General features: G+C 60.2%; 17 protein-coding genes and 1 riboswitch. Of the genes, 9 read left to right on the top strand and 8 right to left on the bottom strand.

Features of this window, described 5'->3' with window-relative positions:
• Positions 1-800 precede the first annotated feature (800 nt).
• The 3 genes from CLU84_RS05825 (at position 801) to nrdR (ending at position 3,732) form a co-directional block, all read left to right on the top strand.
• Positions 801-1,661, top strand: coding sequence for a lytic transglycosylase domain-containing protein (locus tag CLU84_RS05825; protein WP_099736378.1), 861 nt, complete (start codon positions 801-803; stop codon positions 1,659-1,661).
• A 126-nt stretch (positions 1,662-1,787) separates the two neighbouring features.
• Positions 1,788-1,943: riboswitch (ZMP/ZTP riboswitch) on the top strand.
• Between the two features lie 34 nt (positions 1,944-1,977).
• Positions 1,978-3,225, top strand: coding sequence for a serine hydroxymethyltransferase (gene glyA, locus CLU84_RS05820; RefSeq protein ID WP_099736377.1), 1,248 nt, complete (start codon positions 1,978-1,980; stop codon positions 3,223-3,225).
• Positions 3,226-3,246: 21 nt separating this feature from the next.
• On the top strand, positions 3,247-3,732 hold the full coding sequence (gene nrdR, locus CLU84_RS05815; protein ID WP_099736376.1) for a transcriptional regulator NrdR: 486 nt from the start codon (positions 3,247-3,249) through the stop codon (positions 3,730-3,732).
• Positions 3,733-3,866: 134 nt separating this feature from the next.
• Here the strand turns inward: nrdR and CLU84_RS05810 are convergent, their stop codons facing one another.
• The 3 genes from CLU84_RS05810 to CLU84_RS05800 form a co-directional block, all read right to left on the bottom strand.
• Complete coding sequence (locus tag CLU84_RS05810) at positions 3,867-5,702, bottom strand: bifunctional UDP-sugar hydrolase/5'-nucleotidase (RefSeq protein ID WP_099736375.1); 1,836 nt, start codon at positions 5,700-5,702, stop codon at positions 3,867-3,869.
• A 51-nt stretch (positions 5,703-5,753) separates the two neighbouring features.
• Positions 5,754-6,851, bottom strand: coding sequence for a chorismate synthase (gene aroC / locus CLU84_RS05805; protein ID WP_099736374.1), 1,098 nt, complete (start codon positions 6,849-6,851; stop codon positions 5,754-5,756).
• A gap of 143 nt (positions 6,852-6,994) precedes the next feature.
• The gene (locus tag CLU84_RS05800; protein ID WP_099736373.1) at positions 6,995-7,447 is read right to left on the bottom strand and encodes a CBS domain-containing protein; all 453 of its coding nucleotides are present in this window, start codon (positions 7,445-7,447) and stop codon (positions 6,995-6,997) included.
• A gap of 249 nt (positions 7,448-7,696) precedes the next feature.
• Between CLU84_RS05800 and CLU84_RS05795 the strand changes: the two genes are divergently transcribed.
• From CLU84_RS05795 to CLU84_RS05780, 4 genes are read left to right on the top strand one after another with little or no spacing between them, the layout of a single operon-like run.
• Complete coding sequence (locus tag CLU84_RS05795) at positions 7,697-8,995, top strand: O-acetylhomoserine aminocarboxypropyltransferase (RefSeq protein WP_099736372.1); 1,299 nt, start codon at positions 7,697-7,699, stop codon at positions 8,993-8,995.
• On the top strand, positions 8,995-9,417 hold the full coding sequence (locus CLU84_RS05790; protein ID WP_099736371.1) for a GNAT family acetyltransferase: 423 nt from the start codon (positions 8,995-8,997) through the stop codon (positions 9,415-9,417). The genes CLU84_RS05795 and CLU84_RS05790 overlap by 1 nt, the downstream gene beginning before the upstream one ends.
• A 16-nt stretch (positions 9,418-9,433) precedes the next feature.
• Positions 9,434-10,243, top strand: a complete 810-nt coding sequence (locus CLU84_RS05785) for an alpha/beta fold hydrolase (RefSeq protein ID WP_099736370.1) — start codon at positions 9,434-9,436, stop codon at positions 10,241-10,243.
• A 17-nt stretch (positions 10,244-10,260) separates the two neighbouring features.
• The gene (locus CLU84_RS05780) at positions 10,261-11,142 is read left to right on the top strand and encodes a PoNe immunity protein domain-containing protein (protein ID WP_099736369.1); all 882 of its coding nucleotides are present in this window, start codon (positions 10,261-10,263) and stop codon (positions 11,140-11,142) included.
• 7 nt (positions 11,143-11,149) lie between these two features.
• Here the strand turns inward: CLU84_RS05780 and CLU84_RS05775 are convergent, their stop codons facing one another.
• The gene (locus CLU84_RS05775) at positions 11,150-11,974 is read right to left on the bottom strand and encodes an alpha/beta fold hydrolase (protein WP_099736368.1); all 825 of its coding nucleotides are present in this window, start codon (positions 11,972-11,974) and stop codon (positions 11,150-11,152) included.
• 218 nt (positions 11,975-12,192) lie between these two features.
• On the opposite strand from CLU84_RS05775, the gene CLU84_RS05770 reads away from it, so the two are divergent.
• The gene (locus CLU84_RS05770) at positions 12,193-12,561 is read left to right on the top strand and encodes a DUF962 domain-containing protein (RefSeq protein ID WP_099736367.1); all 369 of its coding nucleotides are present in this window, start codon (positions 12,193-12,195) and stop codon (positions 12,559-12,561) included.
• Between the two features lie 59 nt (positions 12,562-12,620).
• On the opposite strand, the gene CLU84_RS22630 is transcribed toward CLU84_RS05770, so the two are convergent.
• The 3 genes from CLU84_RS22630 to CLU84_RS05760 all read right to left on the bottom strand — a co-directional run bounded on the left by CLU84_RS22630 (position 12,621) and on the right by CLU84_RS05760 (position 16,430).
• Positions 12,621-13,235 (bottom strand): hypothetical protein, encoded by a 615-nt coding sequence (locus CLU84_RS22630; RefSeq protein WP_369826807.1) that lies wholly within the window; start codon positions 13,233-13,235, stop codon positions 12,621-12,623.
• Entirely contained in the window at positions 13,213-14,475 is a 1,263-nt protein-coding gene (locus CLU84_RS05765) for an AMP-binding protein (RefSeq protein WP_369826806.1), read from the bottom strand. Before CLU84_RS05765 ends, CLU84_RS22630 begins: the two co-directional genes overlap by 23 nt.
• Before the next feature lie 221 nt (positions 14,476-14,696).
• Entirely contained in the window at positions 14,697-16,430 is a 1,734-nt protein-coding gene (locus CLU84_RS05760) for a YihY family inner membrane protein (RefSeq protein WP_199173693.1), read from the bottom strand.
• Positions 16,431-16,549: 119 nt separating this feature from the next.
• Between CLU84_RS05760 and CLU84_RS05755 the strand changes: the two genes are divergently transcribed.
• Positions 16,550-17,005, top strand: coding sequence for a DUF2069 domain-containing protein (locus CLU84_RS05755; protein ID WP_099736366.1), 456 nt, complete (start codon positions 16,550-16,552; stop codon positions 17,003-17,005).
• On the opposite strand, the gene CLU84_RS05750 is transcribed toward CLU84_RS05755, so the two are convergent.
• A complete protein-coding gene (locus tag CLU84_RS05750; protein WP_099736365.1) occupies positions 16,981-17,925 on the bottom strand; it encodes a LysR family transcriptional regulator in 945 nt (314 codons plus the stop codon). The two genes, CLU84_RS05755 and CLU84_RS05750, sit on opposite strands and share 25 nt — an antisense overlap.
• Positions 17,926-17,966 lie beyond the last annotated feature (41 nt).

The raw sequence follows: 17,966 nt of genomic DNA, 5'->3' as shown, positions 1-17,966 counted from the left end.
GTACCTTGTGCGACCTGTGGCCTTGAAAAACAGCGCTCTATATATAAATAGAGAACAAGACGATTTCCAAGGAGAAGTTTGCGCCACAGGCCATGCCTTGCACTTCTTGAAATCACAGAAAAATGCAAACAATGCGCGGCATATGACGACAGGCAGCCGCCACCCAGAAACGACAAAGCCCGGAAGCGGTCAAAACCGTCTTTCCGGGCTTCACGGCCGGTACAAGACCGGGGCCGTATTTCGCGGTCAAGGAGGGTGTGGTCCCTGCCGCTGGAAGCAAAGATTGCTCCCTTTGGTGCCTCAAGCGAAGATAAAGAGCAAGTGCCACTAGCCTGTGGAATCAAAGGCCATGACGGAGTTTGCTTTCCCTTTCCTTTGGCAAGCACCTGCGATGTGCAGGCAGATTCACTATATCTGTGCTCGTGAAGGGTTACCCGCTTTTTTGCACTTTTTTTCGCCTTGATGACAGATGTCACGAAATCAGCATGAACCTCTCTTGCGCACACTGAGGTTTTCTGTGAATTTTTTACAAGCTGTATGCATATACAGTTTTTATATTCCTTTAAAGTCTAACAAGTCGCACTGTTAGTGTTGACTATGCATTAAGAGGACTTTTAGAATCCGCCAGCGCTCGAAATGAGCGTTTTTTGTTTCCGCTGCCTCACGACTGAGCAGACCGATCAGCGCCCCGCCGGGGCGCTTTTAATCGGCCCGCAGCAAACCTCATCGGCGTGCTGCCCTGGTCGCACCGTGTCACAGACCCGGTTCCACCTCGGGTGATAGCCAAGAAAGGACAAGCTATGCCAGCGTCAGGAAAATTAGTCGCCTCTGCGCGAACGTTGGGCCACAAAACGGCCAACGGTTTTCTTGCTCTTACCCACAACGGTTTCGCCCTCCTGGGCTTGGCCGTGGCCATTTCGGCCTTGATTTTCATCTCTCGCCCAGACCTGCGTCTGGCTGGCGAATCTCAGCTGCGTCAGTGGCTGGATGCCCGCCTACCCGTGGTTGCTGAAGCCAGCATCGAAGAAGCCCCCACTTCCGAGATCATTGTCGCCAGCGACCGCGCCACCGCAGTCAACCCCAAAAGCCTGCCCAAGGAGCAAGCTGCTGTCGCCTACTGGCTCAGCACTAAGTACCGCGTTGCACCCGAGCCCATTGCCGCTCTGGTCAGCGAAGCCTATGCACAGGGCAAAGCCAACAAGCTGGACCCCACACTGATTCTGGCCATCATGGCCATTGAATCGAGCTTCAACCCGTTTGCCCAAAGCCCTGTCGGTGCCCAAGGCCTGATGCAGGTGATGACCAAGATTCACACCGACAAGTACGAGAGCTTTGGCGGCCAGCATGCCGCGTTTGATCCCGTGACCAATCTGAAGGTTGGTGTCAAGGTTCTCAAGGAATGCATTGCCCGCGCCGGCTCCATCGAAGGTGGCTTGCGCTACTACGTAGGTGCCGCCAATCTGCCAAGCGATGGTGGCTATGCCGCCAAGGTGCTGGCCGAGCATCAGCGTATGCGCCTGGGTGCAGGCCTGCGTGCCGCCAATCCTTTGGTCGCCGCCAACACGGCGCCCCCAGTAGCCAAGTCTGCCGTGCCCAAGGTAGCAGAAGCCACCACGGTGTCTCACGCTCAGCAAGTCATTGTGGCTAATTCCAGCCTGTAAATTTTCAAACCATAAACTGTCGAATTTTTTCAAGCTGGCCTTTGCGCCAGCTTTTTTTATGCCCGAACACAAGCCTGCGGGAAAAGCGGGCATACGACTCCGAGATATGTCAGCTCAGCTACACTAGCAGGTGTACGCAACTGGCGATAGGCGCAGAGTTTTTCTGCCGCTGACGTGGAAACCAGCAGACTGCAAGGTCTGTGAACCACCGGGGAGCGTACCGCCCAAGGTCGCAGCGATTGCAACCCGCAAGCGTTTCAGCCGTTCGCCTGGGCAGCCCTTGTCCTCAAGGGAATTTCAAGTTCACAGGACTGCCATGTTTCAACGCACCGATACCGTCGCTAAAGTCGACCCCGAACTGTTTGCCGCCATCCAGGCTGAAGACCATCGCCAGCAAGAGCATATCGAGCTGATCGCCAGCGAGAACTACTGCTCGCCCGCCGTGATGGAAGCCCAGGGCTCCCAACTGACCAACAAGTACGCCGAAGGCTATCCCGGCAAGCGTTACTACGGTGGTTGCGAGCACGTGGACGTGGTTGAACAACTGGCCATCGACCGCATCAAGCAAATCTTTGGCGCTGAAGCCGCCAACGTGCAACCCAATTCCGGCTCGCAAGCCAACCAAGCTGTGCTGATGGCATTTGCCAAGCCCGGCGACACCATTCTGGGCATGAGCCTGGCCGAAGGCGGTCACCTGACCCACGGCATGGCACTGAACATGTCCGGCAAGTGGTTCAATGCCGTTTCTTACGGTCTGGACGCCAACGAAGCTATCGACTACGACAAGATGGAAGCGCTGGCACGTGAGCACAAGCCCCGCATCATCGTCGCCGGAGCCTCTGCCTACGCGCTGCACATTGACTTTGAGCGCTTCGCCAAGATCGCCAAGGAAGTCGGTGCCATTTTCTGGGTGGACATGGCTCACTACGCTGGCCTGATCGCTGCTGGCGTGTACCCCAACCCCGTGCCCCACGCTGACGTAGTCACCACCACCACCCACAAGAGCCTGCGCGGCCCCCGTGGCGGCGTGATCCTGATGAAGGCCGAGCACGAGAAGGCACTGAACAGCGCCATCTTCCCTGGCCTGCAAGGCGGCCCGCTGATGCACGTGATCGCCGGCAAGGCCGTCGCGTTCAAGGAAGCCCTGACTCCCGAGTTCAAGGCTTACCAGGAACAAGTTGTGAAGAACGCCAAGGTAATGGCCGACACGCTGACCGCACGCGGCCTGCGCATCGTCTCCGGTCGCACCGAAAGCCACGTGATGCTGGTGGACCTGCGCGCCAAGGGCATTACCGGCAAGGCTGCTGAAGCGGCTCTGGGTCTGGCTCACATCACTGTGAACAAGAACGCCATCCCCAATGACCCCGAAAAGCCATTCGTGACCAGCGGCATCCGTATCGGCACTCCCGCCATGACCACCCGTGGTTTCGGCGAAGAAGAAACCCGCATCACCGCCAACCTGGTGGCCGACGTGCTGGAGAACCCCACAGACGAAGCCACTCTGGCTGCCGTGCGTGAAAAGGTTGCCGCACTGACCGCCAAGCTGCCCGTCTACAGCAAGTAAATTCTGCTGCGCTGACACACCATGAAGTGCCCCTTCTGCAGCAACCCGGACACGCAAGTTGTCGAAACGCGCGAGTCCGAGGATGGGGGCTTCATTCGCCGCCGCCGCCGCTGCGGTGGCTGCGACAAGCGTTTCACAACGTATGAACGGCCCGAGGTCAGCTTTCCGACCGTAGTCAAGAAAGATGGCCGCCGCATCGAGTACGAGCGCGCCAAGCTGCAAGGCTCTTTCAAGATCGCGCTACGCAAGCGCCCGGTGAGCACCGCGCTCATCGATGCCGCCATAGAGCGCATCGAAGACAAGCTACTCAATCTGGGTCAGCGCGAGATCGATTCCAGCCGCCTTGGCGAGCTGGTTATGGATGAGCTCAAGGGCCTGGACAAAGTGGGCTATATCCGCTTTGCCAGCGTCTATCGCAGCTTTGAGGATGTGGACGACTTCACCAACATCATGGATGAAGTCCGCAGCCCCAAGGTCAAAGCGCCCAAGAAGCCAGCTGCCAGCTGATACATCGATCAGACACAACAAAGCCACCCTCGGGTGGCTTTGTTTTTGGGCGATTCAAACTGATAACGCTATTAATTCAAGAGCATTAAGCGATTGTCAATAAATGTTTTCAAGACACTTTTCATTCATTTTTATTAATAGACGCGCGCAATACGCTCATGTAACGGTAGCGCCATGGGTGCTACCCAGCTCTGCGCGCGCACATGCTCAACCAGCGCATCCACATCCAGCATGCCGCCCACGACATCAGTGCCTTGCATAAAAATGCTGAAGTTGTCGCCGCCCGTGCCCAGATAGCTTTGCAGGCCCACGCGATAGGTTTGAGCCATGTCCAGCGGGCGGCCGTTGAGGCGAATCTCGCTCACCCGCTGCCCTGCGGTCTGGCTGCGGTCAAAGCGGTAGCCAAAGCCTTGCGACACCTGCAGGATGCGCGGCGCATCCACGGTGTTGGTGCCGCTGTTGAACTGCTGCTCCAGCACCTGGCGAATCTGCTCGCCCGTCAGGCTCATCACCATCAGCGTATTGCCAAAAGGCTGCACGCTGAAAAGTTGGCCGTAAGTGACCTGCCCGCTCGCATCCGGCAACAGATCGGCGCGCACGCCGCCAGAATTCATAAAGGCCACCTGCGCCCCGCCCGCCGCCGCATCTTGCGTGGCGGCCAGAATGCTGTCAGCCACCATGCGGCCCACCACGCTTTCGCCATTGCTGTGCGGCATGCGCAAGGCTGCAGCTGCCAGCCGCCCCACGGGCATCGCTGCCAGGGGCTGCGCAGCGGCCTTGTAGCGGGCCACCAGCTGCGCCACGCCCGGATCCGCAGCAAAGACCGGGAAGTCGGGCTGCAGCGCCACCACGCCTGCGCTGCCGGTATAGGCCTCGCCTTGCACGATATTCTGGCGTGCCGACTTTTGACTCACGCGGCGCGTGCGCGCATCGACGGTGAGCTTTACCTCGGTCAGCAGCGTGCCGTACAGGCCACCGCTGGTCAGTAAAAACGGTTTATTCGGGTTGACCTTGGCGTAGTCACACAGATAAGCCCGATGCGTATGGCCGGAGATGACCACATCCACCTCGGCAGAGAGCTGCTCCAGAATCGGCACGATATCGCCAGACAGTCCTTGGCAACTATTGTCCTGCAGGCTACTTGTGGTGCTACCGCCTTCATGCACCAGCACCACGATCACATCAGCCCCTTGTGCGCGCAGCTGCGGAATCAGCGCATTGGCCGTCAGCGCCTCTGCCGTAAAGCGCAGCCCTTTCACGCCGCTGGGGCGCACCATGTGCGGCGTGTTCTGGAGCGTCATGCCGATAAAGCCCACGCCGATGCGCAAGCCGTCTTGCTCAAAAAATTTCACGCCTGTGGAGGGGAACAGCGGTTTTCCATCATCGCGGATGGTGTTGGCCGCCAGATACTGAAACGCCGCGCCCTTAAAGGGTTTGCTGAGCTGGCAAGGCTCTTTGCTGGTGAACTTCTCGCAGCCACCGTTTTGCATGCGCAGCAGCTCGTCAGCGCCTTGGTCGTATTCGTGGTTGCCGGTGGCGGCAAAGTCCACCTTCATCAGGTTCAGCGCCTCAATCGTAGGCTCATCCAGAAACAGCGATGACACGATGGGCGATGCCCCAATCATGTCCCCCGCCGTCACCACCGCCACATGGCGACTGGCAGCACGCCGCTCGGCAACCGCCTGCGCCAGATAGGCCGCGCCCCCTGCGGGCACCGCTACGCTCCGTCCTTGCGCGTTTTTCGCCACTACGGCCTGCCTGGGCGGCTCCAGATTGCCGTGAAAGTCATTGAAGCCCAGCAAGGTGATATCCATGCTGGCGGGCTTGATCGCGCCACCGCCACAGGCCGACAGACCTATCGACAACAATGCCGCAGCAGCACCTGCTACAATGCTTCGAAATGCACAACGCCAGCCCGGCGACAAAGCGCGGGGCTGGCGTTGCTTGGATTTTTTGTTTGCTACAACCATCACGACGCTCCTGAGCCTCTGGTTGTAGCGCACAAAACGGTTTTTTTGATGTCAGGCGGCTGAAGCAGGAATGGGCGCCAAGCCCGAATCGACATCTGCGTTCTGCGCACGGTGGCGCAGCGCGTGGTCCATCACCACCAGGGCCAGCAACGCTTCGGCAATGGGTGCCGCGCGAATGCCCACGCACGGGTCGTGGCGGCCCTTGGTAATCACTTCGGCGGTATTGCCATGCACATCAATCGATTCACGCGGCGTGATGATGGAGCTGGTGGGCTTGATGCCAATGCGCACTTCCAGGTCTTGCCCGGTGCTGATACCGCCCACGATGCCGCCAGCGTTGTTGCTGCGAAAGCCCTCAGGGCTCAGCGAATCACCGTGCGTGGTGCCGCGCTGGGCCACACTGTCAAAGCCTGCGCCAATTTCTACGGCCTTGACGGCGTTCAAGCCCATCATGGCGTAGGCAATGTCGGCGTCCAGCCGGTCATACAGAGGCTGACCCAGACCCACAGGCATATTGCTGGCGTTCACGCGCAGCGCAGCACCACAGGAGTCACCGCTCTTGCGCAGCTGCTCCATGTATTCCTCGTACTGCGTCACATCGGCCACGGGGGCGAAGAAGGGGTTGTGCGGCACATGCTCCCAGCCCTCAAAGCCTATGGGCAGCTCGCCAATCTGCGTCATGCAGGCGCGAAACTCGGTGCCAAACTTTTCTTTGAGCCACTTTTTAGCCACTGCGCCAGCCGCCACCGTGGGCGCTGTCAGGCGGGCAGATGATCGGCCACCGCCACGCGGGTCGCGGATGCCGTACTTTTGAAAGTAAGCGTAGTCAGCGTGCCCGGGGCGAAAGCTCTGCGCAATGTTGGAGTAATCCTTGCTGCGCTGGTCGGTATTGCGGATGAGCAGCGCAATCGGCGTGCCCGTGGTCTTACCCTCGTACACGCCCGAGAGAATCTCGACCGCATCGGGCTCGTTGCGCTGGGTGACAAACTTGCTGGTGCCGGGGCGGCGGCGGTCCAGATCGAACTGGATATCTGCCTCACTCAAGGCCATGCCCGGGGGGCAGCCGTCAATCACGCAGCCAATGGCTGGACCGTGGGATTCACCAAAGTTGGTGACCGTGAAAATTGTGCCGAAGGTATTGCCGCTCATAGGCTTCCAATTATGCCTGCGGGCTTGCCAGCGCTCTGCGTTTCATGGGTTGACACTGCGCTGCGCCAGCCATCGCCAGTAACGCTGCCCGCAAAAAATAAACCCCGCATCAAGCGGGGCTGGAGTCTGGAGCGACGGATGGATTAATCAGCGCCCTGGCGCTCGCCTTCAGGCCAATCGCGGATATAGGCCTTGAGCATGCGGTTCTCAAAGTTCTGGCTATCCACCACGGCCTTGGCCACGTCATACAGGCTGATCACGCCCATCAACATGCGCTTGTCCATCACGGGCATATAGCGCGCGTGGCGGTCCAGCATCATGCGGCGCACCTCGTCCATATCGGTTTCCATGGTGCAGGTCATTGGCGCATCGTCCATGGCGCCGCGCACGGAGGCACGCTCCACGCCGCCGGTTTTCACAAAGCCCTGAATCACTTCGCGGAAGGTGAGCATGCCCACCACATCGCCGTGTTCCATGACCACCAGCGAGCCGATGTCCTTTTCCGACATCACCTGCACCGCAGCAGCCAGGCTTTCATCGGGCGACACCGTATACAGGGTGTTGCCTTTGACGCGCAGGATGTCACTTACTTTCATTGCTGTTCTCCGAATCTGGTTTGCACTCTGGCCGTATTTGTCCTGCACGTGTCAGCACGTGCGGCATCACTGTGCGCAAAATCCGAGTGCGTGCACCAATATAGCCCACAATGGGACGAAGTCAGAAAATCGAAAACACTGACGAAACAGTTAATTTTCCACAAAATCAATAGTCAATTCGTCAAAACCAAATAATTGTTGCGGGCGCAATGTCGCCTTCAATGATCAAAATCATCACGGAGACAAGACATGCCCGGCTACTCAGACCCCGGTTTTGACACCCTGAGCCTGCACGCAGGTGCACAGCCCGACCCCGCCACCGGCGCACGCGCCACGCCCATTCACCTGACAACCTCGTTTGTCTTTGAATCGAGCGACCACGCGGCCAGCCTGTTCAACCTGGAGCGGCCCGGCCATGTCTACAGCCGCATCAGCAACCCCACCAACGCGGTGCTGGAGCAGCGTGTCTCCGCACTTGAAGGCGGTGTAGGCGCAATTGCCGTGGCCAGCGGGCAAGCAGCACTGCACCTCTCCATTGCCACGCTGATGGGCGCAGGCAGCCATATCGTGGCCAGTACCGCCCTCTATGGAGGATCGCAGAACCTGCTGCACTACACGTTGCGCCGCTTTGGCATAGAAACCACCTTCGTCAAGCCCGGCGACATTGACGGCTGGCGCGCAGCCGTGCGCCCCAACACCAAGCTGTTCTTTGGCGAAACCGTGGGCAACCCCGGGCTGGATGTGCTGGACATTCCCACCATCAGCGCTATCGCTCATGGGGCTGGCGTGCCGCTGCTGGTGGACTCAACCCTCACCTCTCCGTGGCTGATGCAGCCGCTTAAACATGGCGCGGACATCGTCTATCACTCTGCAACCAAGTTTCTCTCGGGACACGGCACGGTGATTGGCGGCATCGTGGTGGACGGCGGCAGTTTTGACTGGGAAAAATCGGGCAAATTCCCCGAACTGACCGAGCCCTACGACGGCTTTCACAACATGGTGTTCAGCGAGGAAAGCACGGTGGGTGCCTTCTTGCTGCGTGCCCGCCGCGAAGGCCTGCGCGACTTTGGCGCCTGCCTGAGCCCGCACAGCGCATGGCTGATTTTGCAAGGCATTGAAACCCTGCCGCTGCGCATGGAACGCCACATGAAGAACACCGAAAAGGTGGTGCAGTTCCTGGCCAGCCATCCCCTGGTCAGCCGCGTGGGCCACCCCATGCTGGAGAGCCATTCCTCCTACGCTCTGGCCAAGAAACTGCTGCCGCGCGGCGCGGGCTCGGTGTTCAGCTTTGATATTGCCGGCAACCGCAACCAGGGCAAGAAGTTCATCGAAACACTGAAGGTCTTCAGCCACCTGGCCAATGTGGGCGATTGCCGCTCTCTGGTGATTCACCCCGCCAGCACCACGCATTTCCGCATGAGCGATGAAGCGCTTTCGCAAGCGGGCATCAGTCAAGGCACGATTCGTCTGTCGATTGGCCTGGAAGATGCCGATGATCTGATTGACGACCTGAAACGTGCGTTGAAGGCCGCAGAAAAAGCCGCGTGATGGAGATCCGTGTATTTGCACAGGCAGACATCGAAGCGGTTGTGCAGTTGTGGAACGACTGCGGCCTGACCCGCCCCTGGAACGATCCGCACAAAGACATTGCGCGCAAGCTGAGTGTGTCGCCCGAGCTGTTTTTAGTTGGCACCGATGACCAAGGCCTGTTGATGGCAACCGTTATGGTCGGCTACGACGGGCACCGTGGCTGGATCAACTACCTTGCCGTGCACCCATCGCACCAGCGCCAAGGCCACGCAAGCCAGCTGATGCAGCAAGCCGAGCAATTGCTGACCGCGCGCGGCTGCCCCAAGCTGAACCTGCAAGTGCGCGCAGGCAACGAGGTGGTCATCGCCTTGTACGAAAGCCTGGGTTACACGGACGACAAAACGGTATCGATGGGCAAGCGACTGATTGCGGACATCTAAAAAATCGGAGACAACGATGCGTATCCAAGTTCAAGGCGCAGATATTTACGCCTATACCGGCGGTAAGGCGTTCGATGCAGCCAAGCCCACCGCCATCTTCATTCACGGCGTGCTGTGCGACCACAGCGTGTGGGCCCTGCAAAGCCGCTACATAGCCAACCACGGCTGGAATGTGCTGGCGCTGGATCTGCCAGGCCATTGCAAAAGCGGTGGCGCAGCGCCAAAAACGGTTGAAGATGTTGCCACTTTCATCGGCCAGCTGATGGACGCCGCTGGATTGCAAAAAGCCGCGTTGATCGGCCACAGCTGGGGCAGCCTAATCGCCATGGAAACCGCTGCCACGCTCAAAGAGCGCATCAGCCATCTGGTGCTGGTGGGCACGGCCTTCCCCATGAAGGTCTCGCCCGCGCTGCTGGAATCGGCCCTGAACACACCCGAAAAAGCCATTGCCATGGTCAACACCTTCTCGCGCGCCACGCTGTCACCGCCCAATGGCGCAGGCAGCTGGGTGTTTGGCGCAGGCATGGCGCTGGGCCGCCGCGTGCTGGCCAGCAATGCCGACACCAACTTGCTGCACGCAGGCTTTACCGCCTGCGACCGCTATGCCGGCGGTGAGGCCGCCATGGCCCAGATCACCTGCCCGGTTTTGTTTGTGCTGAGCGAGCAAGACCAGATGACGCCGCCCAAAGCTGCCAAGGGCCTGATCAAGGCTGCCAAGGCCGCGGGCAAACAAGTCAAGGAGCAGCTGATTCCCAACGGCCATAACCAGATGACGGAGTCACCCGACGCGACGCTGTTTGCGATTCGGGATTTTCTGGCTGGCTAAGCCTCTAAGCTTGCGCCATGACCGACATTTTTATGCCCCATGGCGATCTTGCCAACGCTTGCGCCCAATGGAAATCCATAGCGCTGACCGGGCTGACACCTAGGCGCAAGCTCAATCTCACGGATAAAAAAGCTGACTGGAATGCCGCACTGGCCACGTTGCAGCGCTTTGCAGCCAGCCCCGGCTACCAAGCTCCACTGAATCTGCAAGCCCATTCGGCACTGGAGAACTACTGGGGCTGGCAGGCTGCTGGGCAAGAGGCCTGCCATTTGCTGATCTACGGCGTTGATCTGGGCCTGCCCGGTGATGTGCTGCGCCCCATTTACCTGGAGACTGTGGCGCTTTGGAAAGACGCAGCCGCTGTGGCCAGCCACGCACGTACCAGCATGAGTGAGGCCATGGATGAGGACTACGGCGTGCCCGCCCCCATCAACGCCCGCAGCGCAGAGTACAAATACGCCGTCATCCTGATGGCGCTGGCCGTGCTGCTGGATGCGCCCGAGGAAATCCCCGCCATCGTCGAACAAGTGCTGGCCTTTGACACCGACCGCCTGCTCGACTACCTGAGCGCTGCGGCCATTGAGCTGGAAGAAGTCAACGAAACACTATTCCACCCACGCCCCTATGGCGCGCTGCTGCCGTTTTTTGAGCTGCTGGGTGAGCCGTCACCCGAACCACTGGTGGCCTATGTGCAAACCCAGTACGCCGATTTTTTGCGCCTCTCACCCTCGCAGCAAAAGAAAGGTAAGCCTTGGCTGGGCACATTTTTCTGGGCGCTGGAGGTGGGCGCCTTGTCGGTGCTTTACGGCTGGGGCGATGCTGCGCTGCGCGCCCTGCCTCACTACCCGGCTGATCTGGTGGACTTTGCCCACGCGCACAGCCAGAGCGCTGAGCACTGAGCACGAATCAGGCAATTCTTGACAAAAACTGCGCAATACGCCCGGTAATGCGATCAGGTAGTTCGCGGTGCGGCACATGGCCGCCGCCCGCAATGATCTCGGCCTCGCACGGGCCTTGCGCCCAGGTGCAGATGTTTTCGGGGTGGATGAGAGAACCAAACTCGTCCAGCTCGCCATGAATGGCCAGCACCGGACAGTGCACCTGCCTCAAGGCCGCATCCAGCCGGTAATGGGCAAAGGGCTCGCTCAGCCAGGTGTCCACCCAGGCTGACAACACCCAGGCCGCCTTGTCACCGTGATAGCGCGAGAGCCGCTCCAGCTGGCCCGGCTGGGCAAAGCTGTCGCGCGCAGCGCGAATGCCCTCAAGCGTGCGCTCTTCCACAAAACTCTGGGCGGACTCGGTCATCAGCGCCTTGCACTGCAGCGGATACGCCGCCGCCACCATGGCCGCCATGCCACCACCCACGCTGTGGCCCAGCATGACAAAAGCATCCAGCCCCAGCGCCTGATGAATGGGGGCAAAGCCTGTCGTCACCTCGCCCTCGACAAAGCGGGGGCCTAGCTGATGCGGGTTGACATCGGACTGCCCAAAGCCCAGCCTGTCATAGGCAATGACTTCACGGCTTGTTGCGACAGCCAGTTGCTCAGGAAAATCGCGCCACAGGGCCACGCTGCCCAGCGAGTCGTGCATGAGCACAATCGGCGCTTTTCCTGGCGCATTGCCCGCCCCTGTCTGCGGCTGCCAGCGTTTGACGAACAAATGCCCGTCCGGCGTAGAAACACGGATTTCACTCATAGCGATCTCAACAGGCGGCATGGTGTTGTCAAACATGGGCAGTTTCGGTTTTGAGAGCAGGAGGCGGAGCTGATGCCTTCGCAAGAGCGCACCTGGGGCAGCTGCGGTAGTGGACTCGGCAGATTTTGCGCAGTCTTGCCTCAACCGACCTGTCTTTCAGGTGACGGATCAACGCTAGCAGCCACGCACTTACCCGCTAACCGTTCCACACGCTCGGCGGTATAAGAAAAATTCACATCCAACCGAGGTTTGCCATGTCTCAGTCCACGACCACCGAACGGGAAGGCGACGCAGCTGGAGCCGCAAAAACTGCCGTTGACCCTCGCCAGTTCAAGAGCTTTTCCGAGTTCTACCCTTTCTATCTGGGCGAGCACAGCAACACCACCTGCAGACGGCTGCACTTCATCGGCACCAGCCTGTCTCTGGGCTTTTTGCTGGTGCTATTTTTGACGGGTGACTGGTGGTATCTGCTGGCCGCGCTGGTCTGCGGCTACGCCTTTGCCTGGGTGGGACATTTCGGTTTTGAGAAAAACCGGCCTGCCAGTTTCAAGCGCCCGCTCTACAGCTTTCGCGGCGACTGGATGATGTGGCGCGATATCTTGCTGGGCCGCATCAAGATGTGATCCACGCTCATCAACAAAAAACGGGCCACACGGCCCGTTTTTGATGGATCAATTGGTACTTAGCCCACGCGGCGATTGCCGTAAATGCTCTCAATTTCATCAGCATAACGCGCCAGAATGGGGGCGCGTTTGACTTTCATCGTGGGGGTGAGCAACTGGTTTTCCACACTCCACGGCTCCAGCGTCAGCAGCAATGCACGCGGCTGGGCGTAGCTGGGAAAGTCCGCACTCAAGGCCTGCAGGCGCTTGAGCACCGCCTGCACCACCACGGGCTGGCGCAGGGTTTCGGGGTTATCTGCATCCCAGCCGTTTTCGCGGGCAAACATGGCCCAGTTTTCTTCATTGAGCACCGCAATCGCGCTCACATAGGGACGGTGGTCGCCCAGCACCATGATTTGCTCGATCAGCGGGTCGGCCAGCAGCGACAGCTCCAGATCCGCAGGCGAAATTTTCTCGCCGGTCGAGGTGACGATGATTTCCTTGAGCCGCCCCAGCAGGCGAATACGGCCCTTGACCAGCTCCGCCTGATCGCCGGTGCGCAGCCAGCCGTCTTCGGTAAACGCGGCAGCCGTTTCTTCGGGTCGCTTCCAGTAGCCCTTCATCACAATCGCGCCGCGTACTTGCAGCTCATGCTGCTCGCCAATGCGAACCTCAACGCTGGGCAGCAGGCTCACCCACCGTGGCAGGGTCGTTGCTGTCCAGCGTGACGACGGAGATCACGGGCGTGGTTTCCGTCATGCCATAGCCTTGTAGCAGCGGCACATCCAGCGCCAAAAAGATGCGGGCCGTGCTTTGCGGAATGGCGGCGCCACCCGTAATCGCCATGCGCACGCAGCCGCCAAACATCTGGGCAATCTGCTGGCTGAGCTGCGCATGTGCAGCGGGTGCTGGCGTGCCAATCAGCGCCGCATCATGCTTGTGCAGATCGGTAATGTCTTGACGCGCGCAGAAGTTGGCCCAGCCCCACTCCACTGCTGCTTCAAAGGCCTGACGCTCTTCCTCGGGGCCCGCCAGAATTTTCTCCAGCATCTTGGCGTGCACGCGCTCATAAATGCGGGGCACGCAGACGAGGATGGTGGGCTTTTCGGTCTGCATGTCCTGCATCAGCAAGGCGGCAGAGCGCACATAGGCCGTGCAGGCGCCGCTGGCAATGGCCAGGTAATAGCCCACGGTGCGCTCAAAGGTGTGTGAGAGCGGCAGAAAAGACAAAAAGCGGTCGTCCTGACGCGGGTGCACGCGCTCGGCAAAGTCAGAGACATCGGCCATCACATTGGCGTGAGTCAGCATCACACCCTTGGGCTTGCCCGTGGTGCCCGAGGTGTAGACGATGGCCGCCACATCGCCGGGCTCTGGCAGAGCCGGTGCGGGCTGGCTCGCCATGGCTGCGCCTTCTTGCAGCCAGTCTGCCAGCGCCACCACGCGGGGCTGGCCGGGGCTGACTTGCGGGGCTGGCAAACCATCCGCCACCACCACCGTCTGCAGGCTGGATATTGCGTAGTCTGTGGCGCGCAGGCGCTCCCATTGGCTCAGGCTGCTCAGCACAAGCAGGCTGATTTCGGCATTATCAAAAATATAGGCAATGCTGGCCGGGTTGTCCGTGGTGTGCACAGGCACCGGGATGACCCCCATCTGTAAGGCGGCCTGATCTGCGCACATGGCGTTGACGCTATTGGGCAGCCAGATGCCGATGCGGTCCCCATGCTGCAGCGCGCTTTGCTGCAAGGCAACACGAAACTGTATGACGGCGGCACCAGTCTGCGCCCAGCTCAGCTGAGTCCAGGGCTGATCTTTGCCCGCAAATTCTCGATAGGCTGGCAGCTCAGGCGTGGCCGCCACGCGTGCTTGCAGCATGTGGGCCAGGCTGCACTGCTGCCAGGGTTGGGTGACCGGTTGGCCCAAAACAGATTGGCTCATAAATATCAAAAAATAAAATGCAACAAAGCGCAGGCTAAAGCCACGCTCTGACCATGTTTGTAGGCTGGAATGAATTTCGCCCGAAGGCTGGGCCTGCGCAAGAGCGTACTTGCAACATCAGGCCTCAATCCGCCGGGCAGATGAATGGCTCCGCTGATTGTGCAGTGCCCAACAGGAAACGCACAATTGCTATCAAATATCTAGCTGATCTCGCTATCTATTCATAGAGTTTTGTGAATTTCATCAACTCTATGAATATCTGCCATGGGGGCCGCAATCAGCTCGGCCAGAGTCATCACATCCAGCTGGGCGCGCTGCCACAGCGGCTGCACCGCTTCAGATGGCTGCAGCAGCAGGCGCTGCACCAGTGGCTCGACCAGCGTGGTGCGCGGGTCCACCAGCAGCACATAGCGGGGCTCCGTGCTCTCCAGCGACACATAGGCATCTGGCGGCTGCACGGCACCCACCCAGTCCAGCTGGGCCAGCGCCTGCAGCACAGGCTGAATCTGCGAAGCTTCTATGCGCAGGCGGCGCGAGAGCTGGTGCACAAACAGGCCTTTGTGGGGCAGCTCTCGCTCTTTGGCCAGGCATTGCAGTACTTCGACGGCCAGCTCAAACTGCCAGCCCCTATGGCCCGTCATCCGCTCAACGCCGCTGAGTATGGTGGGCAAATAGGCGGTGACAAGAGCCCCCGTCAGCACAATGCTCCAGGCCACATACATCCAGATCAGCAAGATAGGCAGCGTGGCAAATGCGCCGTAAATCACCGAGTAGGTGGGTACAGACGACAGGTAAATACCCAGCGCCTTCTTGGCCACTTCCATGAAGACGGCCACAAACACGCCGCCCACCATGGCATGGCGCCAGCGCACCGGAGTGTTCGGCACGTAGTGATAAAGCCCGGCCATGCCTGCGGCCAGCACCACAAATTCGATGGAATCAAACACAAAGCGCAGACTGCCCGGCAACGCGTTGACAAGCCCTTTGGATGCCGACATCACATACGAGGACAGCACCAGACTCAGGCCCAGCAGCAGCGGCCCCAGCGTGATGGCGGCCCAGTAAATCAGCACGCGCTGGCCCAGCGGGCGCAACTGGCGTACGCGCCAGATGTTGTTGAGCGTGCGGTCAATGGTCAGGATCAGCGCAAGCGCCGTGACCATCAAAATGGAAAAGCCCACCAGACCCAGCTGACTGGCCTTGGACGCAAACTGCGTGAGATAGCCCAGCACCTGCCGCGCAATGGTCTCGGGGATCAGGCTGTCCATCAGCCAGCGCTCCAGCACCAGTTGCGCCTTGCCAAAGATGGGGAAGGCCGTGAACAAAGCCAGCGCCACGGTAAAGAACGGAACCAGCGCCAGCAGCGATGTGAAGGTGAGGCTGCTGGCCGTCACACCCAGCCGGTCTTCCTTGAAGCGGGCCAGCAGCACCTGCGCGGTGTTTTGCCACGGAAAGGTACGCAGCCGCAACTGCACGCGGCGGCTTTTGCGGTGAAATTCATCCTTCAGCTCTTGCTTGCTGGGCACGCGTGGTTTGGGAATGCGCCCGGCCAGGTCTTTGCAGCCGGCCAGCAGCACTTTGGCCTTACCAAACTTGTCGGCAGGCGCTGTGCTCGCTCCTGAAACAGAAGCAGCTCCCGCCTGATGTGACTGGGCTGGCGGCATGTTTTGTGCTGAATGGGCAGCGTAGCCTGACCAGCTCTGAGCAGCCTGACTGAAGGATGCGGCCTGTGGTCCAACGGGTGGAGCGGCTTGCTGTGAAGGCTGCTCCGCCAAGGGCGAATTCGATGGCGGCGCAAACTGAGGTTCTTGTGCATCAAACTGCGGCTCGTGCAAGCTGGGCTCTTGTCGCAGATGCGGCTCCGGCGAAGGCGTCACACCAGCGGTTGACGGCTGCTGCGCCTGCGGATTTCCCTCCAGCGCAGCCCAGAAACCAGTGCGGTCATTTTTCTTCATGACGGCACTCCTTTCACGCGAAAAAAGGAGTCGCGGGCCTGCGCAAAATCAAACGCAAGATTGAAAAGAAAAAATCCGGATTCAAAGGGGGCTGCCATGGTCGATATGATGCCACTGCTATGACCGACGCCCTCTCGCCCCAAGCCCCCGAAAACACTTGCTCACCAATCAATCAGCCCGGCACTGACGTGGCCGCCACCCGCTGGCTGGCCGTTGGCAGTCTGCTTGCGCTGATGGTGCTGTGCGTGGCCTGGGAGCTGTGGCTTGCGCCCTTGCGTCCCGGCGGCACGCTGCTCTTTCTCAAGGCGCTGCCGCTGGCCTTTGCCGTGATTGGTCTGCTCAAGCGCCGCATGTACACCTATCGCTGGATGAGCCTGCTGGTGTGGCTGTACTTCACCGAAGGCGTGGTGCGCGGCTGGAGCGATCCTGCCCCCAGCCGCTGGCTGGCGCTGATTGAAGTGGCGTTGTGCGTGCTGCTCTTCATCGCCTGTGCGGCCCATGTGCGCCTGCGCCAGAAGGCGGCCAAGGCCGCCTTGGCTGCTGCCACAGCTCAATCCGGCGCAATGCCCTCATAACGCGCCAGCTGCTGCACCTGCCCGGCCAGCGCTTCAAACAGCAGCTGCGCAGCGGGTGACAGAGCCCGGCGTGGCCGCTGAATCAGCAAGGTGCGGCGCAGAATGCGCGGTTCATCAAGCAGCCTAAAGCCCAAGTCCCCCTGCAAGCCCAGCGACGGATGCCGCGCCGTCAGCGCCGGGACAATGCTCACGCCAAGCCCCAGACTCACGGCCTCAAACAGCAACTGCGGGTTAGAAAGGCGCAACGACGGTTGCAGCACATTCGCCGGCATGCCAGGCGCAGCGGCCAGCAACTGGCTGATGGCGGTATCGGTGGTCAGCCCCACAAACGGCAGATGGGCCAGATCAGCCGCCACCAGCCGCTGGGCCTGCAGCAAGGGCTCATCCACGCGGGCGACCAGCACCATCGCATCACTCACCAGCGGCTGGGTCAGCAAATCACCGCCTGCGGGGTGGGCAGCACCCACGCCAAAATCGACCAGCCCGGCCTGCACACGCTGGGCAATGCCTTCGGCACTGTCTTCAATCAAGTCCACCTCAATACCCGGGTACTGCGCACGCAGCGCGGGCAACACCGGCAGCAGCAACACCGCCAGCACCGATGGTGCAGCCGCAATGCGCACCTTGCCCCGGCGCAGCGCCGCCAGATCGCCCAGGTTCTGAAAGCCCTGCTCCAGAGTGTCAAACGCATGGCGCACATCGACCAGAAAGGCCTGGCCCGCGCTGGTCAGCCCCACGGTGCGTGTGGTGCGGTCAAACAGGCGCATGCCAAGCGCTTCTTCCAGTTGGCGAATGGATTCGGACAGGGCCGACTGCGTCAGACACAGCTCCCGCGCGGCCGGGGCAAACGCGCCCTGCCGCGCCACCTCATCAAAGGCGCGCAGCTGGCGCAGGCTGACATTGTTCGGAAAAACTGGCATAACCCATCAATTTATTTCGATTGCCCCGAAGTCTGCCATGT

Source organism: Comamonas sp. 26 (assembly GCF_002754475.1).
Lineage (GTDB): Bacteria > Pseudomonadota > Gammaproteobacteria > Burkholderiales > Burkholderiaceae_C > Comamonas.
Note: the sequence above shows the minus strand (reverse complement) of the source record. Positions and strands in the feature narration are given on the sequence as shown.